This is a genomic window from Kitasatospora sp. NPDC057542 (assembly GCF_042801945.1).
In the GTDB taxonomy this organism is placed as follows: Bacteria; Actinomycetota; Actinomycetes; order Streptomycetales; family Streptomycetaceae; genus Kitasatospora.
Map to the genome: position 1 here is coordinate 1 of NZ_JBHVFE010000438.1, position 7,565 is coordinate 7,565.

At 71.5% G+C, this 7,565-nt stretch carries 8 protein-coding genes; 3 read left to right on the forward strand and 5 right to left on the reverse strand.

The genetic code is table 11. The annotated features are described in order from the left end of the window. Positions 1–40: 40 nt before the first annotated feature. From ACFU7Y_RS35705 to ACFU7Y_RS35715, 3 genes are all read right to left on the reverse strand, one after another. The gene (locus tag ACFU7Y_RS35705; protein WP_374120093.1) at positions 41–1,702 is read right to left on the reverse strand and encodes an APC family permease; all 1,662 of its coding nucleotides are present in this window, start codon (positions 1,700–1,702) and stop codon (positions 41–43) included. A gap of 423 nt (positions 1,703–2,125) precedes the next feature. Further along, positions 2,126–2,761: a hypothetical protein gene (locus tag ACFU7Y_RS35710; protein ID WP_224284092.1), complete on the reverse strand. Its 636-nt coding sequence runs from the start codon at positions 2,759–2,761 to the stop codon at positions 2,126–2,128. 496 nt (positions 2,762–3,257) lie between these two features. Next, positions 3,258–3,578, reverse strand: coding sequence for a hypothetical protein (locus ACFU7Y_RS35715; protein WP_380770848.1), 321 nt, complete (start codon positions 3,576–3,578; stop codon positions 3,258–3,260). Between the two features lie 38 nt (positions 3,579–3,616). Between ACFU7Y_RS35715 and ACFU7Y_RS35720 the strand changes: the two genes are divergently transcribed. Continuing rightward, positions 3,617–3,928, forward strand: coding sequence for an EamA family transporter (locus tag ACFU7Y_RS35720; RefSeq protein WP_380770849.1), 312 nt, complete (start codon positions 3,617–3,619; stop codon positions 3,926–3,928). Beyond that, positions 3,925–4,185, forward strand: a complete 261-nt coding sequence (locus ACFU7Y_RS35725; RefSeq protein WP_380770850.1) for a hypothetical protein — start codon at positions 3,925–3,927, stop codon at positions 4,183–4,185. Before ACFU7Y_RS35720 ends, ACFU7Y_RS35725 begins: the two co-directional genes overlap by 4 nt. A gap of 56 nt (positions 4,186–4,241) precedes the next feature. On the opposite strand, the gene ACFU7Y_RS35730 is transcribed toward ACFU7Y_RS35725, so the two are convergent. Then, the gene (locus tag ACFU7Y_RS35730) at positions 4,242–4,568 is read right to left on the reverse strand and encodes a hypothetical protein (protein WP_224284283.1); all 327 of its coding nucleotides are present in this window, start codon (positions 4,566–4,568) and stop codon (positions 4,242–4,244) included. Further along, entirely contained in the window at positions 4,565–4,900 is a 336-nt protein-coding gene (locus tag ACFU7Y_RS35735) for an SAV_915 family protein (RefSeq protein ID WP_224284284.1), read from the reverse strand. Before ACFU7Y_RS35735 ends, ACFU7Y_RS35730 begins: the two co-directional genes overlap by 4 nt. 391 nt (positions 4,901–5,291) lie before the next feature. Here ACFU7Y_RS35735 and ACFU7Y_RS35740 point away from each other — a divergent pair, with 391 nt between their 5' ends. Then, the gene (locus ACFU7Y_RS35740) at positions 5,292–7,514 is read left to right on the forward strand and encodes an NADP-dependent isocitrate dehydrogenase (protein WP_224284285.1); all 2,223 of its coding nucleotides are present in this window, start codon (positions 5,292–5,294) and stop codon (positions 7,512–7,514) included. The last annotated feature ends 51 nt before the right edge of the window (positions 7,515–7,565 follow it).

The following is a 7,565-nucleotide window of genomic DNA, read 5'->3' on the forward strand; positions in this document are numbered from 1 at the left end:
GTCGCACGGCCGGCGGGCCCTTCCTGTCGGTCGTCGGTGCTCAGTGGCCGCCCTCGTCGACCACCTCGACGTCGGAGACCTCGTGCTCGATCGCCTCGGCCGGCAGCGCAACCCGGATCGCCCAGAAGTAGATGACCAGCGAGAACACCGCCACCAGGGCCATGTCGGCCCACATCGGGATGTTGCCGGTGCCGTCCCCGAAACTGCCCTGCCAGGAGATCAGGCCGAGGCCCACCAGGTAGGGCGGCAGCCACTGGGCGGACTTCCAGCTCAGTCGGGGCGCGTTCGGCAGGCCCTTCTTGATCGCGTACGCGGCGTAGCTGCCGAGGAGGACGTAGCCGAGCACGATCGCGATGCCCAGGCGGGAGAGGGTGTGCCAGCCGGACCAGTAGATGATCAGGCTGGAGACCACGAACGCGGCCGGGGAGATCAGCTCACCGGCCGGCAGCCGGTAGGGGCGCTCACGTTCGGGCAGCCGGCGGCGCATCGCGCCGAAGGCCAGCGGGGCGCCGGCGTACATCAGCACGCTGGCGGAGGTGATGAAGCCGACCAGCTCCTGCCAGCTCGGGAAGGGCAGGAAGCAGATCACGCCGGTGACGAAGGCGATGACCAGGCCGAACCACGGCACGCCGTTCTTGTCCAGCTCCTCGAACCTCCGCGGGGCGTAGCCGTTGCGGCTCAGGCCGTAGGAGATGCGCGAGGTCGAGGTGGTGTAGATCAGGCCGCTGCCGCCGGGGGAGATCACGGCGTCCATGTAGAGCACCCAGGCCAGCCAGCCGAGGCCGACCACGGTGGCGAGGCCCGCGAAGGGGCCGTCGATGCCGGGGAAGTCGAGCTTGTCCCAGCCGTTGGCGAAGGCGCTCAGGGGCAGCGCGCCGATGAAGACGACCTGGAGCAGCGTGTAGATCAGGCTGCCGATGGCGACCGAACCGAGCACGGCGCGGGGGATGTCGCGCTTGGGGTTGCGGCTCTCGCCGGCGAGCTGGATGGCCTGCTCGAAGCCGAGCAGGGCGAAGATGATGCCGCTGGTGCTGATCGCCGCGAGCACGCCCTTGGCGCCGAACGGCGCGAAGCCGTGCGAGGTGAAGTTGGAGCCGTGGAAGTTGGTCACGGCCAGCACGAAGATGGTGAGCAGCGGGACGGCGATCTTCAGCCAGGTGGCGATGTTGTTGGTGCGGGCGAGGACGCGCACACCGAGGAAGTTCACCGCGACGAACACCGCCATGAGGACGGTGGCGACGGCGAAACCGCTGGCGGTGAGGGTGTTGTTGTCGTTGAGCAGGCCGCCGGCCCAGGGCCAGTGCCGGGCGTAGCCGATCATCGCTTCGACCTCGATCGGCGCGACGGTGGCCGCCTGGAGCCAGGAGAACCAGCCGAAGGACATCCCCGCGAGGCCGCCGAAGGCGTAGTGCGGGTAGCGCGCGGTACCGCCCGAGACCGGGAACATGCTGCCGAGTTCGGCGTGCACGAGCGCGAGCAGCACGATCGCGACCGTGCCGATGCCCCAGGACAGTACGGCGGCCGGGCCGGCCGCCATCACGCCCTCCTTCGCGCCGAACAGCCAGCCGGAGCCGATGATCGAGCCGACCGAGGCCCACATGAGGCCGACGAGGCCGACGTGGCGGCGCAGCGACCGTTGGGGGGTCCCGTCGGGGCCGGCGCTCTGGCCGGGCGGGGAGGAGACCTGGTTGAGGGAAGCCATGAACGATCTCTCTGTGGGTGGGGGCTCCGAGGTGGGCGGAGCGCGGAGAGTTGCCACACAGTAGGTCTATTCATAGAGGTCTGCACAGATTTCATTACTGAATGTTTACGTTCTTTGCCGGATATCCGTGCTGGTAGGGGGCCTCCCACTCCCGTGCGTGTTACCTGACTCGCGAGTAGGCTCAGCACTTGAGCGTGAATTGAGCTTCACTGCCGGCTCCCGGCAATATGGAGCCCCCCATTCGTTCGGCGACCCGCTGCGCATCACGCCGGACCGCCGAGTGGCCGCTGCTGGGCCGCCTCGGCGGACGTCACTCACAGGTTGGGTTCGTAAACTTGTGGGACACTGCACATGTCGGTGCCCCGGCCCGATTACGGCGGGCCGGGGCTCCACGTTATGCCGTTATGTCGTTATGCCGTTGGATCAGCGCTTCCCGCCCTCGCCGTAGCCCTCGCCCTCGCCGTAGCCCTCGCCGCGGCCTTCGCCGTAGTGGTGCACGACTCGGAAGCTGCCGACGACCCCGTCCTTGACCTCGATGCCGTCGTGGTGGTGGAGGTGCTTCGGGCGCACGCCGTCGCTGGAGCTGCGGGGCCCGACGGTGGCGATGGGGGCGCCGTTGTCGCAGACCGCGCCGCTGAAGACCTCGACGGTCCGGTGGCTGTCGTTGCGGATGTTCAGCGTCTTGGCACCCAGGCCGCTGACCACGGTGATGCAGCCGAAGTCGTCGGCGGAGTACGAGCGCTCGTTGACGTGGATCACGCCCCGGTGGTGGCGCTTGTGCTCCCGGTGCTCCCGGTGCTCCCGGCGCTCCTCGCCCCTGCCCTCGTTGCCCTTGCCCTCGTTGCCCTTCGAGCCGCCGTCGAGCGGCGCCAGGGCGGGAGCGGCCGCCGGGGCAGCGGCTGCCGGAGCAACCGCCGCCGGAGCGGCCACCGGGGCCGCCTTCTGAACGACCGGGGCCGCCTTCGCCACGGGCTCGGGAGTGGCCGACGCGTAGGTGATACCGGTCACGGCGACGGCCGCCGACGCCGCGAGGACAATGGCGGTGGTCATCTTGTTCATGGACCTTCTCCTGTTTCTGGACTGGATCGGCTTGGTGCCGACATGAATGAACGTACCTACTGGCTAAATGACTGTCATATCAATCCGTGCCAAATGGTTGACGCCTAGGGCCGAACGGGTGGTCAAGTGCGTCATCGAACTGCCCTCAGAATCGATTCGGCTGGTTGTAAATGCTTCTCAAATCGCCTGACAGTTTGGGGAGTTGACGGCGTGGACTGGGTCGTTCAGGTGGCGCCGAATCCTGCTCACTCATTTGGAGTGCTGCCGGCCTTGTCTGCGCGGCGGGGTCGGAATGACGGGGTGCCACATTGCGGGTCGCCGCTGTTCGCGCCGAGGGCCTGTGCCGGGTCGGGTGGCCGCGCCGTGCCTGCCGGCTGCCGCCGTCCGGGAGGCCGCCGGTCCTGGCCTGTCGGCCCGGCCCGCCCTCGGTGCCGGTGCTCGCCCTGCCTGGCCATCAGCACAATGAATTCCCTTGGGAACAAGAGGAGTTGACGGTTTACCGGGCCGCTTCGGCCAGGCCTGACGGGTCGGCGTCGGCCCCGCACGGCAGGACGGCGATGCACTCGCCGTCCACCTGGTCCGGCGCGGCCGAGGCGGTGGAGGCCCCCGGCGGGCTCGCCCTGCTGGTGGCCGCCCCGGCGGCGGGCCCGCGCCCGGCCCTCGGCGTCGAGCCGGCCGTTCTCGCGGGTGCCGGCTGGAGCGGCCTCACCCTCTGGGGCCGGGGCGGCAGCTCGGCCCGGGTCGGCAGCTCGGCACCGGCGCCATCACCACCGGCCTGCTCTGCCTCCTCCCGCTCGCGGCCGTCCCGGGCGTCCACGGCGTCCTGCCGGCGGGCCGGGCCCGATGGTGACGGTGGTGGCGCTGCTCCTCCTCGGCGCGGTGCCCACCCTGTTCGCCCACCACGGGTACTTCACCGGCCCGAGCACGGTGTCCGGCACGACGGCCGCGGTGCTGGTCCGGCCGGAGCCCGCGACGGCGGCGGTGATCGGCGTGCTGTTCCTCGGCGAGCCGTTGACGGTGGGCCTGCCGGCGGGCTCGGCGCTGCTGGTCGCGGCCATCGCGGCACCGGCGCGGGAGGAGCGGGGGACGGCCGGCCCCCGGCGGCCACCCAGGCGGGCGCCCTGTGGTCGCCCGGGGCCCGGTGGCGTGCTGTGGTGGTCCGCATGAAGAGCTCACTCCCGGCCCGGGCGGCCACCGCGACCGCCTCCGTCCTCCTGCTCACCGCCGCCGTCGGGACCGTGGTCACAGCCGCCGGCCCGGCGGCCGCGACCGGGCGCCGGGACGTCACCGCGCACCAGTGCCGCAGCGCGGGCGGGCATGTCGAGGGCAGCGGCTACTGCGTCGGCGCGGCCGGCGACGACACCTGGGGCCAGCCGATCGACGGCCAGGCGGTCAACCCGGACCCGCGGCCCGGGGAGGAGTGAGCGCGGTCGGGCGCCCCGGCCCCGGACAGGGGAGCGGGGCGCCGGGCCGATGCCGATCAGGGCACCGGCCGCAGGGTGACGGGGGCCGGGGTGAGAGCGCGCAGGACGAGGTCGATGTGCACCCGGGCGGCGCCCGCGCGGTGCAGGGCGGCGGCGATCGTCCGTAGCTCCTCGGGGCCGGTGCAGGCGAGCCGCAGTTCGAGGTCGGCCTCGCCGGCCAGGGCCAGGCCGCTCTGGACGGCCGGGAACTCCGCCGCGAGGCGGTCGAAGTCGAGCGGGACCGGGCCGTGGCTGATCCGGGCGATCGCGTGCAGCGCCCGGGCCTGCTGAGCCCGTCCCGCCGGAGCCGGACCGCCCGGGACGAGCTGGAGCGGGGCCGTCACCGGTGCTGGAACCGGACGGTCGGGGCCGGGACGGGCGGTGCGGCGGGGGCGGCACCGGGCGGTGCGGTGACCCACGGGACGGTGACGGAGGGGGCGACCAGCCTCGGGTCCACCACCAGGGTGTCGATACCGAGAGGGGCGGTGAGGTCACGGAGGGCGGGCTCGCCGAGTTCGATGTGGCCCTGGTCGGGCCCGAGGAGGGCGACGAGGGCCTCGGGGCTGGAGAATCCGACCGCGCAGCGGCGGCCGTCGCGCAGGTGGAACAGGCGGAGTGCGGTGGTGCCTCCGGTGCCGGAGGCGGTGACCGGAACGTGCCAGACGACGCGGGCCATGCGGATGCTCCCGAGTGGGGTGGTGGTGCCTGCCGGAACTGACTGCCTCGACGCTAGGACGGCCCGGCCCGGGTGCCGCCGGTCCTGACGCGGCGTTGACCGAATGGGGACGTGCGTTGACGCAGTCCTGACGCCCGGCTCCCCCGACTGGACCACACCACCGGTCGAGCGCTCCGCTTGCCCCGCGCGCCGAGCCGGACGACCGTGGAGTCCGTCCCCGTCACGACCCCTGCCGCGTCCCCCGTCGCGACCGCCGCAGCGCCCCCGACGCGAGGGCCGCAGCGCCCGCCGACCGGGTCGTTGTGCGCCCGGGGGCGGGGGGAGGTGGAGCCGGGGGCCCATGACGAGATATCTTGACGTCAAGACGTTGGAGACGTGAAGCGGAGTACCGATGACTGACTCGACCATCATCTATACGCACACCGACGAGGCTCCGGCCCTGGCGACCTACTCGTTCCTGCCGGTGGTCCAGGCGTACGCCTCGACCGCGGGTGTGCGGGTGGAGACCCGCGACATCTCCCTGGCCGGGCGGATCATCGCGAGCTTCCCGGAGCGTCTGACCGAGGCGCAGCGGATCGGCGACGCCCTGGCCGAGCTGGGTGAGCTGGCCAAGACCCCGGGTGCCAACATCATCAAGCTGCCGAACATCTCGGCCTCGGTGCCGCAGCTCAAGGCCGCCATCGCCGAGCTCCAGGCCCAGGGCTACGCCCTGCCGGACTACCCGGACGACCCGCAGAGCGACGAGGACAAGGACGTCCGCGCCCGCTACGACAAGGTCAAGGGCAGCGCCGTCAACCCGGTCCTGCGTGAGGGCAACTCGGACCGCCGCGCCCCGCAGTCGGTCAAGAACTACGCCAAGACCCACCCGCACCGCATGGGTGCCTGGACGGCCGACTCCAAGACCAACGTCGCCACCATGGGTGAGAACGACTTCCGGTCCACCGAGAAGTCCGCCGTGATCGCCGCCGACGGTGCGCTGCGCATCGAGCTGCTCGGCGAGGACGGCACCACCACCGTGCTGCGCGAGAAGGTGCCGGTGCTGGCCGGCGAGGTCGTAGACGCCTCGGTGATGCGGGCCGCCGCCCTCAACGAGTTCCTGGCCGCGCAGGTCGCCCGTGCCAAGGCCGAGGGCGTGCTGTTCTCGGTGCACCTGAAGGCCACGATGATGAAGGTCTCCGACCCGATCATCTTCGGCCACGTGGTCCGCGCCTTCTTCCCGAAGACCTTCGCCAAGTACGGCGAGGTGCTGGTCGCCGCCGGTCTGAACCCGAACAACGGCCTCGGCGGCATCCTGGCCGGCCTCGACAACGTGCCGCACCTCGGTGCCGAGATCAAGGCCTCCTTCGAGGCCGAGCTGGCCGAGGGCCCGGCCCTGGCCATGGTCGACTCCGACAAGGGCATCACCAACCTGCACGTGCCGAGCGACGTCATCGTCGACGCCTCGATGCCGGCCATGATCCGCACCTCCGGCCACATGTGGGGCCCGGACGGCGAGGAGGCCGACACCCTCGCCGTGCTGCCGGACAGCAGCTACTCCGGCGTGTACCAGGCCGTCATCGACGACTGCCGCGCCCACGGCGCCCTGGACCCGGCGACCATCGGCTCGGTGCCGAACGTCGGCCTGATGGCCCAGAAGGCCGAGGAGTACGGCTCGCACGACAAGACCTTCGAGATCGACGCCGCGGGCACCGTCCGCCTGGTCGACGCCGAGGGCAACGTGGTGCTGGAGCAGGCCGTCCAGCCGGGCGACATCTTCCGCGCCTGCCAGACCAAGGACCTGCCGATCCAGGACTGGGTCAAGCTGGCCGTCACCCGCGCCCGCGCCACCGGCGTCCCGGCGGTGTTCTGGCTGGACGAGACCCGCGCCCACGACGCGGTGCTGATCGAGAAGGTCAAGAAGTACCTGCCGGAGCACGACACCACCGGCCTGCAGATCGAGATCAAGTCCCCGGTCGAGGCCACCAAGTTCTCGCTGGAGCGCATCCGCCGCGGCGAGGACACCATCTCGGTGACCGGCAACGTGCTGCGCGACTACCTGACCGACCTGTTCCCGATCCTGGAGCTGGGCACCAGCGCCAAGATGCTGTCGGTCGTCCCGCTGATGGCGGGCGGCGGCCTGTTCGAGACCGGCGCCGGCGGCTCCGCCCCGAAGCACGTCCAGCAGCTGGTCAAGGAGAACTACCTGCGCTGGGACAGCCTGGGTGAGTTCTTCGCGCTGGCCGCCAGCTTCGAGCACCTGGCCGGCAGCACCGACAACGCCCGCGCCCAGGTGCTGGCCGACACCCTGGACCGCGCCACCGGCACCTTCCTCAACGAGGACAAGTCGCCGAGCCGCCGCCTCGGTGGCATCGACAACCGCGGCAGCCACTTCTACCTGGCCCTGTACTGGGCCCAGGAGCTGGCCAAGCAGACCGCCGACGCCGAGCTGGCCCAGGCCTTCGCCGGCCTGGCCGCGGCGCTGACCGAGCAGGAGTCGGCCATCGTGGACGAGCTGATCTCCGTCCAGGGCTCGCCGGTCGACCTCGGCGGCTACTACCAGCCGGACCCGGCCAAGGCCGCCGCCGTGATGCGCCCGTCCAAGACCTTCAACGAGGCGATCGCCAACCTCGGCTGAATCCAGCTGAGTTGAGGCACCAGGAGGCCCCCGGGTCCGTCCGTACGGACC